Here is a 15,168-nt window from a genome sequence, read left to right as displayed (position 1 = left end):
ACGAACTCCGTCCGAGGTGGCGGGACTTGGCGAGGAAACCCTTCGCATGAGCGAATCCGGAGCGGGTCGGCGGCGCGCGGGCGGCGGGGCGAGAAGCCTGGTGGGAGGGCGGTGGCCGCTCCGGGTTGCGACTGGTGTGCGAGATGTCGGTGTTGTCCGGCTGGATACGACAAGTCGGTTGCGGGACGGTATTTTTGACTTTCGGTCAGGATGTCCTGAACTTGGCTATGCTGCACCACCACGCCTGCGGAGCCGATCCCCCGCCTGTCCCCCTTTGCTGTTCCGATCGTTTGAGGATGCTGAATGCTTCGAGCTGGATCGTCACTCGCCAGACGGCGCCAAGCGCCCCTGCTTGGCTGGTTGTTGCCGACGGCCGTGATGGCGGTGGCCGTGGCGGTCGCCGCGGCGGTGGTGTCCGACGGGGCCCGGGCCGGGGTGCTGTGGTGCGGGGCGACGGGCACCGTGCTGGTGGCCGTGGTGGCCGCCGAGTCGGCACGCCGCGGGCGGGCGCTGAGTGAGTCGCGCGACCGGCACGCCCGGCAGGTGGAGGAGTTCCAACGCCGGCTGGCCGGTCAGGAGGACGAGCTGGACCGGCTCGCCCGGGGCGAGATGCGCCGGATCGTCGCCGGGGCCCGCTACGGGTACTCCTTCGACGTCCTGACCCGCCCGCTGGAGGAGAGCGACGCCCCCGTGTCGCCGCGGTTCCGCCGCTCCCTGGTGGCCGTCGCCGAGGCCGTCGCCAAGGCCGTCGACGACGAGGTCAGCCGGCGCGACTCGGCCGAGCGGGCCTTCGTCAACATCGCCCGCCGGGTGCAGGCCATCATCCACCGGCAGGCCAAGGACCTGCGGGAGATGGAGGACCGGCACGGCAACGACCCTGCGGTCTTCGACGACCTGCTGCGCCTGGACCACGGCAACGCGCTGACCGGCCGCCTGGCCGACAGCATCGCGGTCCTGTCGGGCGCCCGCCCCGGCCGGCAGTGGACCCGGCCGATCGCGCTCTACAGCGTGCTGCGCGGCGGCATGTCCCGGATCCTGGAGTACCAGCGGGTGGACCTGCACCCGGTGGCGCAGATCTCCGTCACCGGACCGGCCGTCGAGCCGCTGATCCACGCCGTCTCCGAGCTGCTCGACAACGCCACCCGCTACTCGCCGCCGCACACCCACGTGCACCTGAGCGCCTCCGAGGTGCAGAGCGGCATGGCGATCGAGATCGAGGACGGCGGCCTCGGCCTCACCGACGAGGCCCGGTTCCGCGCCGAGCGCTCGATCCGCGAGGCGATGGTCTCCAAGGACTTCGACGACCTCACCGAGTCCCCCCGGCTGGGCTTCGCCATCGTCGGCCGGCTCTGCCAGGCGTACGGTTTCCAGATCTCGCTGCGCCGCTCCGCGTACGGCGGTGTGCGGGCGGTGCTGGTCGTGCCGCAGGAGCTGCTCACCACCGCGCCGCCGACCGGGCGGGCGCACGGCATCGGCGCCTTCTCCGGCCCCCGTCCGCTTCCGGCGAACCCGCCCCGGCACGCGGCCCCGGGCCGCCCGTGGGGCACCCGGACGACCTCGGCCGGCGTCGGGCCGTCCTACGGTTCGACCAACCCGTGGGGGCCTTCCGGCCCGGGCGCCGGGGACGACGAGGTGATCGTGACCGAGTGGACGCCCAACGGCCTGCCGCAGCGCCGGCGGAGCCGCCCGATGATGCCGCGGGGCTTCGGCGGGGCCGCGCGCGCCACCGCGCAGCCCGCCGGGCCGGTGGCGGGGCCGCCGGCCCGGGCGGCGGGCCCCGCCAAGGAGCCGAAGCAGCCGGGCCTGTGGCTGGAGGCGTTCATGGACGGCATCAAGGGCACCGGGCCGGGCCCGTCCGGCCCGGCGGGTGCCGGACGGACGGGTACCGGACAGGCGGGTGCCGGACACACCAGCGCCGCGCACACCAGTGAAGACACGGCAGGGAAGGGCGAGCAGTGATTCCGCACCGCAACAACATGGACTGGATCCTCAACGACCTCGCGGACAGCGTCCCGTGCGTGCGCCACGTCATCGTGCTGTCCGCCGACGGCCTGCGGATCGCCCAGTACGGCACCGACCCGGACACCGCCGACCGCCTCGCCGCCGCCTGCGCCGGGCTGCAGAGCCTGGCCGGCGCGATCGGCCACGAGTTCCCGCACGGCGACGGCTCGATGCGGCTGGTGGTGATCGAGGTGGACGGCGGCTACTTCTACCTGATGGCGGCCGGTGACCGCGCCTATCTCGCGGTGCTCGCCGACGAGGGCGTGGACGCCGGACTGGTGAGCCACCAGATGCGCGACCTGGTCGCCCGGATCGGCGAGCACCTGTCCACCCCGCCGCGCAATCCCGAGGCGGTCGCGTGAGCCGGCACCCGGCCCGGCCTGCCGCGGTGGGCTGCGGCGGCGGGACGGGCACATGAACGAGCACAGCGAGGCGGTGGCATGACGGCCGAGAAGGGTGGCTGGGACGGCCCCGAGCCCGACCGGCTGTACGTCATCACCCGGGGCCGCAGCGGCCCCTCCGGACCGGGGGTCTTCGACCTGGTCACCCTGATCGTCTCCCGTGCGGAGCCGACCCCCGCCCACCAGCCGGAGCAGGCCGCCATCCTGCGGCTGTGCCGGTCCCCGCTCTCGGTGGCGGAGGTCTCCGCCTACCTGGAGCTGCCCGTCAGCGTGGTCATCGTCCTGCTGGCGGACCTGCTCGACGACGGGCTGATCGAGGCCCGCAGTTCCGCCGTGCCCGCGGCGGAGCTTCCCGACCGTGCCCTGTTGGAGGCGGTGATCCATGGACTTCAGCGGCTCTGACACGGTGGTCGGGCCGGCCGGTCCGGACCTGCTGCCGGACACCGTCACCACGGCGGTCAAGGTGGTGGTGGTCGGCGGCTTCGGCGTCGGCAAGACGACGCTGGTCGGCGCGGTCAGCGAGATCCGCCCGCTGACCACCGAGGAGACCATGACCCAGGCCGGGGTCGGGGTGGACGACCCGACCGGGGTCGAGCAGAAGACCTCCACCACCGTGGCCATGGACTTCGGCCGGATCAGCATCAGCGACCGGCTCGTGCTCTACGTCTTCGGCACCCCCGGCCAGGAGCGGTTCTGGTTCCTCTGGAACGGGCTGTTCGAGGGCGCCCTGGGCGCGGTGGTGCTGGTTGACACCCGCCGGCTGGAGGTCAGCTTCGAGGTGATCGGGCGTCTGGAGGAGCGCGGCGTGCCCTTCGTGGTGGCCGTCAACGGCTTCCCGGAGGCGCCGCCCGTCCCGCTCGAAGAGGTGCGGGACGCGCTGGACCTGCCGTCCGAGGTGCCGATCGTCGCGTGCGACGCGCGCAGCCGGGAGTCCAGCCGGGACACCCTGATGACCCTGATGCACTACCTGTACGAGCTGGCCGCCCCGTCCGGCGGCTGAGCCGACGGTCCGTCCGTACCACCCCCACCGACCGCCCGTCACCGAACCCACCCGCGACCGGAGACCCCCGTGACCACCCCGTTCCCCGAACCCGCCTTCCCCGCCGGCCCCGCCTCGCCCGCCGCCCCGCCGCCCGGCTGCCCGGCCCACGCGGGCGGCGGCATCGCCCCGACCGGCCCCGGCGGCCTGCGCCGCCTGTACGGGCCGGAGGCCGAGACCGACCCGGCGGGCCTGTACGAGAAGCTGCGCGCCGAGTACGGCGAGGTGGCCCCGGTGCTGCTGCACGGCGACCACCGGGCCTGGCTGGTGCTCGGCCACGGCGCCAACATCGCCGCGATGCGCACGCCCTCGCTGTTCTCCCGGGACTCGCGCCTGTGGAGCGCGTTCCGCAACAACGAGGTCCCGCCGGACTCTCCGCTGCTGCCGGTGGTCGCCTGGCAGCCGATCTGCGTGTTCGCGGACGGCGACGAGCACCGCCGGCTGCGCGGCGCGCTGCTGGACGGCCTGAACGGCTTCGACCGGCGCGGCATCCGCCGTCACGTCCGCCGCTTCACCACCGACCTGGTCCAGGTGGTCGGGCCGACCGGCCGGGCCGAACTGATCTCCCAGTTCGCCGAGCACCTGCCGATGCTGGTGATGACCAAGCTGCTCGGCATGCCGGACGAGTACGGGCCACAGCTGGTGACCGCCGCCCGGGACCTGGTGAAGGGCACCGAGACGGCGATCGCCAGCAACGAGTACGTGGTCGCCGGTCTGCGCCGGACCATCGCCATCAAGCGCGACAGCCCCGGTGACGACCTGACCAGCCGCCTGCTGGCGCACCCGGCCGGGCTGACCGAGGACGAGGTGATGGAGCACCTGCGGGTGGTGCTGCTGGCCGCGAACGAGACCACCGTCAACCTGATCGCCGACTCGTTGAAGATGGTGCTCACCGACCCGCGGTTCCGCGCCCACCTCTCGGGCGGCCAGATGACCCTGGGCGAGGCGCTCGACCAGGTGCTCTGGGACTCCCCGCCGATGTCCCTGGTGGCCGGCCGCTGGGCGACCGCCGACACCGAGCTGGGCGGTCAGCGGATCGGTGCCGGGGACCTGCTGCTGCTCGGGCTCGCGGCGGGCAACGTCGACCCGGTGGTCCGGCCCGACCTGGCGGCCCAGCTGTACGGCAACCGCTCCCATCTGTCCTTCGGCGCCGGTCCGCACGAGTGCCCCGGCCAGGACATCGGGCGGCACGTCGCCGAGGCCGGCATCGACATCCTGCTCACCCTGCTGCCGGACGTCCGGCTCGGGGTGCCCGAGGAGGAGCTGACCTGGAGTTCGGCCTGGATCTCCCGTCATCTGACGGCGCTGCCGGTGGAGTTCACCGCCCGCGACATCGAGCCGGACCCGCTCTCGGTGGCGGAGGCCGAGGAGGCCGAGGCGGAGCAGGCGAAGGCCGGGGCCCAGCAGGCGGAGCAGGGCGGCTCGGCGGCGGAGCAGGCCGTCCCGGGCCCCCGGAACGCCGAGCGCGCCGGGACGGCCGGGCCGACGGTCCCGGCGGTCCCGGCGCAGCGCCGCGGTTGGTGGGACGTGCTCACCGGCCTGTTCCGGCGCTGAGCCGCCCCGGGCCGCCCTTGTCCGCCCCGGGCCGCCCGGTGCACGGCTGACCTGAGCCGGTCGGCCGTGTGCCGGGCGGCCCGGCCGTCAGCCGTCGCGCCCGTCGGTCCGGCGCCGGTACAGGGTGAAGGTGTCCACCGGGGTGAGGTCCCCGTGCGGTCCGTCGAAGGTGTAGTAGATGACCTTCATGGTGGTCGTGCCGCCGCGCCGGTCGCCCGGGTCGACCTCGAAGGCCGCGAAGCCGTGGGCGTGGGTGCGGTCCTGGACGGCGGCCCAGGGCGCGTCCTCGGTGACCCAGACCGACTCCCGGTACGGCGCGCCCGGCTTCGGGTCCTCCAGCCCGACGACCACCCGGCCCTTGGGCTTCTCGAAGAGGTCGTCCTGCGTGGTGGCGGCGTTGCCGCCGGCCCCGATGATCATGTGGACGGTGCCCCGCCCGGTGTCGACCAGGTCGGTGCGGGTGTCGGTCGGCACCGGGGTGCGGGTGTCGTTGGGCAGGGTGCCGCGGACGGGGTGGGAGCGCTCGTAGTAGTGCTCGTGGCCGCACACCACCAGGTCGACCCCGTAGGCGTCGAACAGCGGGCCCCAGGTCTCGCGGAGGCCGAGGTCGCTGCCGGAGCCGTGCATCGAGCTGGAGATCATCGGGTGGTGCATGCAGACCACGATCCAGTCGATCGCCCGGCTGCTCCGGGCCGCTCGCAACTCCCGCTCCAGCCAGCGCCGTTGGGCGCCTCCGGAGTAGCCGCGCAGGTAGACGTCGCCGGAGTTCTGGATGGCCTCGTCGTCGTTGGCGAGGCTGATGAAGCGCACCGAGCCGACGGTGAAGGCGTACCACATGCCCCGGGTCTCCTCGTCGGAGGAGGCCGAGGATTCGGGGAGGGTGAAGTAGGCCTGGTAGCCGGTCGCGCCGATCGGGCCGTTGCCGCCCTCGTTCTCGTGGTTGCCGACGCAGGGCATCCAGGGCCGCAGCCGGGTGGAGCGGCTGTTGCTGATGAACCAGTCGGCCCAGGTCGCGGTGCGGCTCTGGCCGTGGCGGCCGGCGTAGGAGGAGTAGCAGAGGTCGCCGTTGATGAGGTTGAACAGCGGCCCGACGCGTTCGACGGCGGCGACGATGTCGGCGGAGGCCGCGGTGCCGACCTGGCTGCTCATGAACACGGGGTACTTGCCGAGCGGGGAGGGCATGCCGTCGGGAAAGGTGATCCGGCGGCGGAGGTTGGGCGCGGCCTGGTCCCCGAAGCTCGTGAAGGTGAAGGGGGTTCGGCCGCGCGGGGCGGTGGTGAAGGTGCCGGTCTCGGCGTTGGCACCGTCGTGGCCGGCACTGTAGAGGTAGGTGGTGCCCGGGCGCAGGCCGGTGAGCCGCGCGTGGTGGACGTACACCTCGGCCTTGTCGATCGAGTCCCGGTAGGTTCGGGTCTCGGCCTGGACGACCCGGCCGAGGCCGCCGTCCGGTGAGCCGTACCGCACCTGTGGTCGGCGCACGGACTGCGGGGTGAGCCAGGAGACGGTCATCTCCGTACTGGCGTCGGTGCCGAACTGCAGGTGCAGCCCGGTCACCGAGGCCGTTCCGGCGCGGTGCGGGGTGGTCTGCAGGAGCGGACCGGCGGGCGCGTCGTCGGCCGGCTGGGCGGCCGCGGGTTGCGCGGCCGCCGTCCCTGCCGCCACGAGGGCGGCTCCGGCCGCCGAGGTGCCCTTGAGGATGGACCTGCGTGCAATGGTCATGAAATCTCCGCCTGCCGAGTGGGGGGTTCGACGGGCAGTCACTTTAATGACATGAGCACGTAAAGACGATCGTTTTGACGAGGAAGGATCCGACTACGCCTTGCGGCCGACTCCCCCGTACACCGAGACCGTGTCCTCGCCCGAGCCCGGGACCTCGGCGAGCTCCGGGTGCCAGTGGTTGATCAGGACCACCCCCGGATCGTCCAACTCCAGCCCGGCGAAGAAGAGTTCGACGCGTTCGCGCGAGCGGAAGTGCAGCGTGATCCCGGCGTCCTCGTACCGGCGGGCGGCGGCCGCGCTGCGCTCCGGCGCGATGTCGGCCGTCCCCGCGGACAGCGCGAGGAAGCTGCCGGCGGGCAGGGCGTCCAGGATCTTGCGGACGGGCGGGTGCGCGGCCTCGTCGGAGAGGAAGTGGACGATGTTGATCAGCGTCAGGGCGACCGGCTCGCGAAGGTCCAGGGTGCCGGCCACCGCCGGGTCGGCGAGGAACCGCTCCGGTTCGCGCAGGTCGCCCTGGACGTAGGCGGTGCGGCCCTCGGGGGTGCTGGTGAGCAGGGCGCGCGAGTGGGCGAGCACGATCGGGTCGTTGTCGACGTAGACCACGCGGCAGGCCGGGTCGACGGACTGCACGATCTCGTGCAGGTTGGGCGCGGTGGGAATGCCGGTGCCGACGTCCAGGAACTGGCGCACGCCGTGCACCTCGGCGAGCCGGCGCACCATCCGGTGCATCACGGCACGGGCGGCGGTGGCGTCCGCGCGCACGCCGGGCAGGTCGGCCAGGACGCGGTCGCCGACCTCGCGGTCCGCGGGGAAGTTGGTCTTGCCGCCCAGCAGGTAGTCGTAGACCCGGGCCGAGTGCGCCCGGTCGGTGCGCAGGTCCACCTGCGGCGGCTCCTCGAACCCGGGCTCGGTCAGCCAGCTCTCCGACAGGCCGGCCCCCGGCGGGCGGTCGTAGGACCCCCAGTCGTCCGAACCCCAGTCGTCCGGACCACCGGCACCCGGACCGGTGTCCGATGCGCCGCCGTCCCGTCCGGCAGTGTCCGGTATGTCCGCACCCGAAGCGTCGGTACCCATGCTCCGCCCTCCCCGATCAGCAATGGTCCGGACCACTCAACCACAGGGGATGACTGTCCGTCAGGCGGTTCCCGGTGTCCGCTGAACCGAGGCTTCCGCGCCCCGCACGGCCGCGGCGAAGGACGGCACCTTCATCGCCGTCAGCAGCGCGAGGGCCGGACCGGCCGTGCAGACGGTGACGTATCCGGGGATCAGGCCCAGCAGATGACGGCCGTTCAGCCACTCGGCGAGCAGCGGGAAGGTGCCGCCGAACGCGGCGATGGTGGTCGCGTTGACCACGCCGAGGCCGACCGCCCGCACCTCGGTCGGGAACAGCAGCCCGGTGAAGACGTTGAGCGTGCCGAGCACCGTGGCCACCAGCATTCCCAGCAGCACGGCGACGACCTGGAACGGCAGCCAGCCCTGGCGCAGCCCGGCGAGCAGGATGCCGACCATCGGGATCGGCAGGCCGAAGCCGATCCGGGCGACCGGCAGCAGGCCGAAGCGGTCGGCGGCGACGCCGGTGAGCAGCATGGTGGCCAGCACCACGACGAGCACCACCGTCATGAAGGAGGCCGCCTCCTCCTTGCCGACCACGTGGTAGGCGGCGGCGTACTGCGGCAGGTACGCCAGCGCGAAGTAGTAACCGACCGTCCCCCCGAGGGTGTTGAGGAAGACGGTGAGCACCGCCCAGCGGTGCTCGCGCAGCGTCCGCAGGAACGGCGGGCGGGCGGTGCGCCGCGCGCGCTCCCGGGTGCGGCGGAACTCCGCGCTCTCCGGCGCCCACCGCCGCACCCAGACGGCGGCCAGCCCGAGCAGTGCGGCGACCGCGAAGCCCAGGCGCCAACCACCGTTCTCCAAACCGGACTTGCCGATGGTGTGGATCAGCACGGTGAGCACCCCGAAGGAGAGCAGCGAGCCGAGGACGATCCCGCCGTAGGAGATCGAGCTGAACGCGAAGCGGTGCCGCGGCGGGGCGGTCTCGGTCACGTACGCGGCCACGCTCGGCGCCTCCCCGCCGAAGGCGAGCCCCTGCACCACCCGGGCGAGCACGGCCAGCAGTGCCGCCCAGACCCCGATGGCCTGCTGGCCGGGGATGACGGCGATGCCCAGGCTGGCGGCGGCGATCACCGCCATGCCGAGGCTCAGCGCGAAGCGCCGTCCCCTGGTGTCGCTGAGCCGCCCGATCAGGTAGGAGCCGACCGGCCGGGCGACGAAGCCCACCGCGAAGGTGACGTACGCGCCGAGCACGCCGCTGACGCCGTGCTTGCCGTGCCCGAAGAGGTCCGCCGCGAAGTAGGGCGCGAGGACGGCGTAGATGCTCCAGTCGAAGGACTCGACCACCGATCCGACCGTCGCCGCGGCCAACTCCCGCCGCCGCCCGCCGGCTTCCGCCTGCTCACGGAGCGGGGCCACCGCACTGCTTTCTGTCATGACCTCAGCATGGCATCGTTCGGCGCCCCGCGGAATCACCCCTCGCGCCCGGCGGACGGCATCACCCCCGACCGTCGCGGCGAGCGGCGCCGCGGAGAACTCCGAGAATCCCATGTGACCGATGTGACAGGCAGGTGATATTCCTGTGCCGTGCATTTCATGATCACTCGGAATCCGCGGCGCGTCCTGCCCGCCGCCGTCGCAGCCCTCGCCACCGCCACCCTGCTGGCCGGCTGCACCGGCGGGAGCGGCACGGCCGCCGCGCCCGCGGCCACCACGGCCCCCGCCGGCGCGACGCCGACGGCCACCCCGACGCCCACCCCGACCGTCAAGCCCACCGGTGCCGCCGACCCGGCGCTCAAGGCCTTCTACGGCCAGCAGCTCGCCTGGGGCCCCTGCGCAAAGGACCCGCAGAACAAGGAGGACGTCTCGGCGCTCCAGTGCGCCGCCCTCAAGGTCCCGCTCGACTACACCGCCCCGGCCGCCGGCACCCTGGACGTCGCCGTGGTCCGCAACCCGGCCACCAGGCCCGACCAGCGGATCGGCTCGCTGCTGATCAACCCCGGCGGCCCGGGCGGCTCCGGCGTCCAGATGGTCACCTACGACCCGAAGGGCCTCGACGGCCCGCTGCACGACCGCTACGACATCGTCGGCTTCGACCCGCGCGGCACCGGCGGCACCAGCCCGCTCAACTGCCTGGACGACCGGGCCCGGGACGCCTGGCTGAACACCGACCAGGCGGGCGACAACCACGGCAAGCAGCTCGCCGACGCCTGCCAGGCCAAGTACGCACAGGTCCTGCCCTTCGTCGGAACCCGCAACACCGCCCGGGACATGGACGTGCTGCGCGCCGCCCTCGGCGACCAGAAGCTCAGCTACCTCGGCATGTCCTACGGCACCTACCTCGGCTCGCTCTACGCCGAGGAGTTCCCGGACCGGGTCGGCCGGCTCGTCCTGGACGGCGCCACCTCGGCCTCCACCTCGCTGATCCAGCACAACATCGAGCAGTCGGCCGGCTTCGAGCGGGCGCTGAAGGCCTTCGCCGCGGACTGCGTCACCAAGGACGCCTGCCCGCTCGGCAAGGACGCCGACCAGGCCCCGCAGAAGCTCGCCGCCTTCCTCGACGGGCTCAAGGACAAGCCGCTCAGGACGGAGAAGGGCCGCACCCTGACCTCCAGCGCGGCCTGGACCGGCGTGCTCAGCCGGCTCTACGGCGGCGAGAAGGCGTGGACCGGCCTGCGCAACTCCATCGGCTGGGCGATGGTGCGCGGCAAGGCCGACTACCTGCTCGACCTCGCCGACGGCTACAACGGCCGTGACGAAGAAGGCCGTTACGGCCCGTCGGCGGACGCCTACACCGCCATTCACTGCGCCGACGGCGCCACCGACGCCCCGGCCGGTGAGCAGCTGCAGGCCGCGCTGACCGACCTCGCCGCCAAGGCCCCGCTGGTCGGCAAGCACGACCCGATGGCCTCGCTGTTCGACCCGGACTGCCGGATCTGGCCGTTCCGCGCGACCGAGAAGCCGCACGTGATCAAGTCGGCCGCCACCGCCCCGATCGTGGTCGTCGGCACCACCGGCGACCCGGCCACCCCGTACGCCTGGGCCGAGAAGCTCACCGCCGAACTCGGCAACGCCGTCCTGATCAGCCGCGACGGCGAGGGCCACACCGGCTACGGCGCGAGCAAGTGCGTCCGCGCCTCGGTGGACGCGTTCCTGCTGGACGGCACCGTCCCGGCCGCGGGCATCCACTGCCCGACGGACTGACCACGGGCCTGCTCCACCGGCGGCGCCGGGCTCACCGGCCCGGCGCCGCCGCCGTTCCCCGGGCCGGGCCGGGCCCGGCCCGGTGACAGGGACCCGGTGGCAGGGCTCGAAGTTCACGGCTCGAAGTTCACGGCTCGGAGTCCGGGACTCGGAGTCCGGGGCTCAGCGGCCAGGGCTCAGTGGCCGGGGTGGTGGACGAACCGGTAGGTGTCCCGGTCGAGTTCGGTGACCTGGACGCCGATCGCGGCGGGCCGGTCGATCCGGGCGCGCAGGGCGGCGAGCACCCGGGCGGTCAGTTCGGCGCGCTGCTCGGTGCTGCGGCCGGCCAGGATCTTCACCTCGACCAGCACCACGGCCTCGCCGCTCGTCCCGTCGCCGACGTGGTGCCGGCCGGCGGGGCGGAAGAGCGTCTTGCAGTCCGCCACCGTGGTGTCGATCACCTCGGTGATCGCCTGGTGGACCTCGGCGGCCAGCGCCGCCCGGTCGAAGTCGAGTTCGGCCGAGTGGTCGACCAGGATCTGCGGCACGGGAACCTCCAGGAGTCGTTGCCGGACGCCCCGACGCTATCGGACGCGCCCGGGGCCCCGGCGCGGGGTGCGGCGCCGGGGCCCCGGAGGTGCCCGGTGGAGCGGTGAGCGGTGAAACGGTGAGCGGTGAAACGGTGGAGCGGAGGCCGGTTCAGCAGCCGAAGTTGATCTTGCGGAAGGTCACGTAGTGGTCGGCGGTGTAGTAGTCCTCGTGGTACTGCTTGCCGGTGACGATGCGACGGGCGCCGCGGGTCGGCGAGCCCGGGGTGACCACGGTGTACTCGTGGTAGTAGCCGGAGGACTGCGCGGGCAGCACGCGCTCCCGATTCTGGAAGACGACGCCGTCCTGGCTGTACGGGAAGGGACCGCCGGAGGCGATCAGGTCGAGGGTGGTGCCGGCCTGGGAGGGCAGGGCGGACAGGCACACCGAGCCGCTCACCGCGGCCTGTGCCTCGGTCGCGACGGCGATCGGCGCGAGGGTGACCAGGGCAACGGCGGCGGTGGCGGCGACGCGGGTCTTCCACGCGCGTAGAGTTCGGGTCATGACAACCAGGATGGCGGCGGCCGGGAGCCATCGGAAGCCCCGTTCCAACTCTTCACCTCCGGTCAACTCGACGTACCTGTCAGGGCCTCGGCCCGGTCAGCCGCCGGGCCGGCCTCAGCCGCGCGACAGCACCAGCGACTGCACCGCCGGGAGCCTGCGCCAGTCGCTGGAGACGATGCTCGCGTGCGCCTTCGCCAGCTGCTCGGTGCGGGCCCGGGCCTGGTCCGCGGTCGGGTCCGTACCGCTGATCTCCGGCGCGACCAGGTGGGAGTCCGTCATCACCAGCAGGTAGTGGGCGTTGTCGTACCAGGCGGTGTCGACGGTCCTGACGTAGGTGGAGGCGTCACCGTCGAAGACCACGAACCAGGGCCGGATCGAGGCGTCCGCTCCCGTGTACTGGCCGCGCGGGTCGCCGGTGGCGGCGCCGAGCACGGAGGGGAACACCTGCGCCTGGCCGATCCGGCCGGCCGCCGCCAGGTCGCGCAGGTGCCGGCCCTGCTCGACGTCGGTGTGCAGGGTGTCGAAGGGGTTGCCGAGCTCGACCGTGCCCGGGATCGCGTACAGCAGCACCTTCCCGGCCAGCGCCGAGCGGCTCGGCCAGGCGCCCGCCCGCACCGCCTCGTCGACGCTCGCGTACGAGCCGCCGCCGGGCCTGGCCAGCAGGTCGGCCGGGCGCAGCACGGCGGAGCCGAGGTGCTGGGCGATCAGCGCGTCCAGCTGGTCCGGGCCCATCCCGAGGTTCGCCGAGTAGCCCGGCTTGAGCTCCAGTTTGATCACCAGCGGCCCGGCGCCCGGGTGCGCCCCGAGCCAGACCCGGACGTCGTCCAGGCAGCTCTCCAGGTTCTGGTCGGTGCCGCCCGCGTACAGCTGCGCGGGGGTGCTCGCCGCGGTGCAGTTGTTGGAGTTGCCGAACGGGTTGGAGTGGCTGACCTGCCACGTCTTGGTGAAGACGTTCGGCCAGAGGTCCAGCTCGATCATGCCGGTGCCGGTGTCCAGGCCCTGGGCGAGGTACGGGAACGCGGCCGGGTCGTAGGTGTTGTGCAGGCCGACGGTGGTCGCGGAGCCGAACGGCAGGTCGCCCGACCCGCCCGTGGTGGCGTCGGCAGGGGCGGTCGGGATCAGGGCCGCCGCGGCGGCCATCAGGCCGGCGGCCAGGAATCCGGTCAGGGTGCGGCGTACGGTCATCGGAACGGTCCCCCCAAGTCATGGGATGCCGGCCGCCCTGCTCCCGGGCAGCCTGACGAAGCATCGCCCGCCCGGGCGTGCTCAGGATGAAGAAGGCACGACAATAGCGTGACGGCTGCACCGCTTCTCCCCCGCTCCCTTCCTCTTCCTCCACGCGCTCCCCATCCGCCGCACCCGCCACGCCCGAGGACGGTGACGGAACGTCGGGGTTCGGTGGCTCCAGGCTAGTTTGGCCCAGGCGCGGGGTGCGGGCGGTCCGCACCCGACACACGCGTGAGGCGCGCAGAGCGGCGGAGGAACCGATGTCCCTGGTCCGGGTCCACAACTTCTCGATCTCCCTGGACGGCTACGGCACGGGCGAGGGCCAGAGCCTCGACGCGCCGTTCGGCCACGCCGCCGACCGGCTGCACCGCTGGTTCTTCGACACCCGGACGTTCCGGCGGATGAACGGCAAGGAGGGCGGCGACACCGGCGTGGACGACGCGATGGCCCGCACCTGGGGCGACGGCATCGGCGCGGAGATCATGGGCCGCAACAAGTTCGGCCCGCAGCGCGGCCCCTGGCAGGACGAGGACTGGCGGGGCTGGTGGGGGCCGAACCCGCCGTTCCACACGCCGGTCTTCGTGCTCACCCACTACCCGCGCCCCTCCCTGGAGATGGACGGCGGGACGGTCTTCCACTTCCTCGACGCCTCCCCCGAGGAGGCGCTGCGCCGGGCCCGGGAGGCGGCCGACGGCCTGGACGTGCGGATCGGCGGCGGCCCGAGCACCGTCCGGGCCTTCCTGGAGGCCGATCTGATCGACCACCTGCACGTGGTCGTGGTGCCGGTGCTGCTCGGCCGGGGGGAGCCGCTCTGGGGCGGGCTCGAAGGGCTGGAGCGGCGCTTTCGCACCGAGGCGGTGACCAGTCCGAGCGGCGTCACCCACTACACCTTCACCAGGCCGTAGCCGGCGCCCGGCCCCGGCCGCTCCGGAACGGACGACGGCGGCCTCCCCGCAGGTGCGGGGAGGCCGCCGTCGTCGTGCGTCGCCACCGGGGCGAAGGCCCCTGATCGGACGATCAGACCCGGTCGGCCGCGATCAGCACGTACTGGAAGGAGCCGTCCTTGTAGGACTCGATGAACGCCTCCTCGATGCCGGTCACCAGCGAGGTGGTGTTGCGCAGCTCCCAGTAGGGCAGGGTGTCCGGGGTCAGGTCGATGACGGCCTGCGGCACCAGGCGGTTGTCGGCCATCGCCCGCAGGTACTCGCGGCGGGAGTGGATGTTGCACTCGAAGTGGGCGTTGATCTGCGAGACCCACTTCGACGGCTGGCCGTAGCGCGGGTTCCAGCAGCCCGTGATGGTCACGTACCGGCCGCCGACGCTCAGCACCCGGGAGTGCTCGGCGAACAGGTCGTGCAGGTCGACGTACATGCTGGACTCGTTGTTCCAGGAGCCCGCGACCGTGCCGGTCTCGACGGGCATGTTCAGCATGTTGGCGACCCGGGAGCGGACGAAGTCTCCGATGCCCAGCTCGGCGGCGCGCCTGTTGCCGAACTCGGCCTGCTGGGTGGAGAGGGTCAGGCCCTCGACCCGGCAGCCGAAGCGCTGGTGGGCCATCACCATCGAGCCGCCGCGGCCGCAGCCGGCGTCGACCAGGGTGTGGTCGGCGCGGATGTCGCCGAGGTGGTCGAGCAGCACGTCGGCCTGGGCGGACTCCAGGCGGTGCAGCTCGGCGATCACCTTCTTCTCGCGCTCGCTGTCGGCCGGGTCGCCGATCGCGGCCCGGTCGATCTCCCCGATCCCGTAGTGGTGGTGGTAGAGGCCGTCGACGTCACCCAGGCGAAGGTTGACCGGACGGGCCTCGTGGTCCCAGTAGCGTGCGATGTCGCCCTGGTACGGGGTCGCCGGGCCGGGGATGGTGTTGCCGGGGGTGGTGATGTCGTCGGTCACGGACATGGGTCA

Annotated in this window: 14 protein-coding genes; 7 read left to right on the top strand and 7 right to left on the bottom strand. The window is 73.0% G+C overall.

The window, feature by feature from the left end; genetic code table 11:
• Window positions 1–360: 360 nt before the first annotated feature.
• The 5 genes from ACFVUY_RS22020 to ACFVUY_RS22000 all read left to right on the top strand — a co-directional run bounded on the left by ACFVUY_RS22020 (window position 361) and on the right by ACFVUY_RS22000 (window position 4,995).
• Entirely contained in the window at window positions 361–1,959 is a 1,599-nt protein-coding gene (locus ACFVUY_RS22020) for a sensor histidine kinase (protein WP_387732259.1), read from the top strand.
• A 17-nt stretch (window positions 1,960–1,976) separates the two neighbouring features.
• Window positions 1,977–2,363, top strand: coding sequence for a roadblock/LC7 domain-containing protein (locus ACFVUY_RS22015; RefSeq protein WP_380551404.1), 387 nt, complete (start codon window positions 1,977–1,979; stop codon window positions 2,361–2,363).
• A 78-nt stretch (window positions 2,364–2,441) separates the two neighbouring features.
• Entirely contained in the window at window positions 2,442–2,804 is a 363-nt protein-coding gene (locus ACFVUY_RS22010; protein ID WP_359898354.1) for a DUF742 domain-containing protein, read from the top strand.
• Entirely contained in the window at window positions 2,785–3,402 is a 618-nt protein-coding gene (locus tag ACFVUY_RS22005; protein WP_387732256.1) for an ATP/GTP-binding protein, read from the top strand. The genes ACFVUY_RS22010 and ACFVUY_RS22005 overlap by 20 nt, the downstream gene beginning before the upstream one ends.
• 69 nt (window positions 3,403–3,471) lie before the next feature.
• Entirely contained in the window at window positions 3,472–4,995 is a 1,524-nt protein-coding gene (locus ACFVUY_RS22000; protein WP_387732253.1) for a cytochrome P450, read from the top strand.
• 87 nt (window positions 4,996–5,082) lie between these two features.
• Here ACFVUY_RS22000 and ACFVUY_RS21995 read toward each other — a convergent pair whose 3' ends face one another.
• From ACFVUY_RS21995 to ACFVUY_RS21985, 3 genes are all read right to left on the bottom strand, one after another.
• Complete coding sequence (locus tag ACFVUY_RS21995; RefSeq protein WP_387732250.1) at window positions 5,083–6,714, bottom strand: purple acid phosphatase family protein; 1,632 nt, start codon at window positions 6,712–6,714, stop codon at window positions 5,083–5,085.
• Window positions 6,715–6,807: 93 nt separating this feature from the next.
• Window positions 6,808–7,788: an SAM-dependent methyltransferase gene (locus tag ACFVUY_RS21990; RefSeq protein WP_387732248.1), complete on the bottom strand. Its 981-nt coding sequence runs from the start codon at window positions 7,786–7,788 to the stop codon at window positions 6,808–6,810.
• 60 nt (window positions 7,789–7,848) lie between these two features.
• The gene (locus ACFVUY_RS21985) at window positions 7,849–9,201 is read right to left on the bottom strand and encodes an MFS transporter (RefSeq protein ID WP_359898349.1); all 1,353 of its coding nucleotides are present in this window, start codon (window positions 9,199–9,201) and stop codon (window positions 7,849–7,851) included.
• A 159-nt stretch (window positions 9,202–9,360) separates the two neighbouring features.
• Here ACFVUY_RS21985 and ACFVUY_RS21980 point away from each other — a divergent pair, with 159 nt between their 5' ends.
• On the top strand, window positions 9,361–10,968 hold the full coding sequence (locus ACFVUY_RS21980; RefSeq protein ID WP_387732246.1) for an alpha/beta hydrolase: 1,608 nt from the start codon (window positions 9,361–9,363) through the stop codon (window positions 10,966–10,968).
• A gap of 176 nt (window positions 10,969–11,144) precedes the next feature.
• Here ACFVUY_RS21980 and ACFVUY_RS21975 read toward each other — a convergent pair whose 3' ends face one another.
• From ACFVUY_RS21975 to ACFVUY_RS21965, 3 genes are all read right to left on the bottom strand, one after another.
• A complete protein-coding gene (locus ACFVUY_RS21975; protein ID WP_359915600.1) occupies window positions 11,145–11,495 on the bottom strand; it encodes an isomerase in 351 nt (116 codons plus the stop codon).
• A 151-nt stretch (window positions 11,496–11,646) separates the two neighbouring features.
• Entirely contained in the window at window positions 11,647–12,039 is a 393-nt protein-coding gene (locus ACFVUY_RS21970; RefSeq protein WP_359915598.1) for a ribonuclease, read from the bottom strand.
• A 114-nt stretch (window positions 12,040–12,153) separates the two neighbouring features.
• Window positions 12,154–13,224, bottom strand: a complete 1,071-nt coding sequence (locus ACFVUY_RS21965) for a phosphatidylinositol-specific phospholipase C domain-containing protein (protein WP_387732243.1) — start codon at window positions 13,222–13,224, stop codon at window positions 12,154–12,156.
• A gap of 302 nt (window positions 13,225–13,526) precedes the next feature.
• Here ACFVUY_RS21965 and ACFVUY_RS21960 point away from each other — a divergent pair, with 302 nt between their 5' ends.
• Window positions 13,527–14,171 carry a dihydrofolate reductase family protein gene (locus tag ACFVUY_RS21960; RefSeq protein WP_387732240.1) on the top strand — a complete coding sequence of 215 codons (645 nt, stop codon included), beginning with the start codon at window positions 13,527–13,529 and terminating at the stop codon, window positions 14,169–14,171.
• A gap of 112 nt (window positions 14,172–14,283) precedes the next feature.
• Here the strand turns inward: ACFVUY_RS21960 and ACFVUY_RS21955 are convergent, their stop codons facing one another.
• Window positions 14,284–15,162, bottom strand: coding sequence for a geranyl diphosphate 2-C-methyltransferase (locus ACFVUY_RS21955; protein ID WP_387694559.1), 879 nt, complete (start codon window positions 15,160–15,162; stop codon window positions 14,284–14,286).
• Window positions 15,163–15,168 lie beyond the last annotated feature (6 nt).

The sequence above is a fragment of the Kitasatospora sp. NPDC058063 genome (assembly GCF_042885395.1).
GTDB lineage: Bacteria > Actinomycetota > Actinomycetes > Streptomycetales > Streptomycetaceae > Kitasatospora > Kitasatospora lactacystinica.
The sequence above is the reverse complement of the archived record's forward strand: the minus strand, read 5'-3'. Positions and strand labels throughout refer to the sequence as shown.

Excerpts from the sequence above, each read along its gene's own strand:
- ACFVUY_RS21980 (WP_387732246.1), top strand. The coding sequence starts at position 9,361 with ATGATCACTCGGAATCCGCGGCGCGTCCTGCCCGCCGCCGTCGCAGCC.
- ACFVUY_RS21990 (WP_387732248.1), bottom strand. The coding sequence starts at position 7,788 with ATGGGTACCGACGCTTCGGGTGCGGACATACCGGACACTGCCGGACGG.
- ACFVUY_RS22005 (WP_387732256.1), top strand. The coding sequence starts at position 2,785 with ATGGACTTCAGCGGCTCTGACACGGTGGTCGGGCCGGCCGGTCCGGAC.
- ACFVUY_RS21970 (WP_359915598.1), bottom strand. The coding sequence starts at position 12,039 with ATGACCCGAACTCTACGCGCGTGGAAGACCCGCGTCGCCGCCACCGCC.
- ACFVUY_RS22010 (WP_359898354.1), top strand. The coding sequence starts at position 2,442 with ATGACGGCCGAGAAGGGTGGCTGGGACGGCCCCGAGCCCGACCGGCTG.
- ACFVUY_RS22015 (WP_380551404.1), top strand. The coding sequence starts at position 1,977 with ATGGACTGGATCCTCAACGACCTCGCGGACAGCGTCCCGTGCGTGCGC.
- ACFVUY_RS21965 (WP_387732243.1), bottom strand. The coding sequence starts at position 13,224 with ATGACCGTACGCCGCACCCTGACCGGATTCCTGGCCGCCGGCCTGATG.
- ACFVUY_RS21985 (WP_359898349.1), bottom strand. The coding sequence starts at position 9,201 with ATGACAGAAAGCAGTGCGGTGGCCCCGCTCCGTGAGCAGGCGGAAGCC.
- ACFVUY_RS21995 (WP_387732250.1), bottom strand. The coding sequence starts at position 6,714 with ATGACCATTGCACGCAGGTCCATCCTCAAGGGCACCTCGGCGGCCGGA.
- ACFVUY_RS21955 (WP_387694559.1), bottom strand. The coding sequence starts at position 15,162 with ATGTCCGTGACCGACGACATCACCACCCCCGGCAACACCATCCCCGGC.
- ACFVUY_RS21960 (WP_387732240.1), top strand. The coding sequence starts at position 13,527 with ATGTCCCTGGTCCGGGTCCACAACTTCTCGATCTCCCTGGACGGCTAC.